Below are 597 nucleotides of genomic sequence, written 5' to 3'. Positions count from 1 at the left end.
GGTAGTGTTCAAATTTCTGTGTCATTTCTTTCATAAACTGGTTGTAACCAGAGGAGATGACACATGTCCAAATCAGACCTTCCTTTCGATCTCGAAGACGCTATTGCCCATATCAAAGCCGGAAAGCCTCTCACTGGCAAAGAGGGGCTACTCACACCACTCATCAAACAGGTGACTGAGGCTGCCCTACAGGCTGAGCAAGAGCAGCATATCGCCAATAGTGAGCAACCTAATCGTAAAAACGGCAACACTGCCAAAACCATGAAAACGGCCACCGGCTCGTTTCAACTTAAAACACCAAGAGATCGTGCGGGTACTTTTGAGCCACAAATCGTTAAAAAGCATCAAACTCAACTCACTGACGATTTAGAGCGAAAGATTTTAGCGCTCTACGCTCATGGAAATAGCTACCAAGATATTCGTGAGCACCTGAAAGATTACTACGATATTGACTTCTCCAATGGCACACTCAATGCTGTGACCGATAAACTGTTGCCGGAACTGCAAGCCTGGCGTGAACGTGACCTAGACCCTATTTACCCCATTGTTTGGCTTGATGCGATTCATTACAAAATTAAGGAAAATGGACGTTTTGTC

The 597-nt window shown here is 45.1% G+C and carries 1 protein-coding gene; it reads left to right on the top strand.

The window, feature by feature from the left end; all coding sequences use genetic code 11:
* Nucleotides 1-63: 63 nt before the first annotated feature.
* The coding region (locus tag LU351_RS20575) for a transposase (RefSeq protein WP_232595957.1) at nt 64-597 on the top strand (534 nt) is incomplete at its 3' end.

Origin of the sequence: Marinibactrum halimedae (genome assembly GCF_021234875.1) — a bacterium.
In the GTDB taxonomy this organism is placed as follows: domain Bacteria; phylum Pseudomonadota; class Gammaproteobacteria; order Pseudomonadales; family Cellvibrionaceae; genus Marinibactrum; species Marinibactrum halimedae.
The sequence above is the reverse complement of the archived record's forward strand: the minus strand, read 5'-3'. Positions and strand labels throughout refer to the sequence as shown.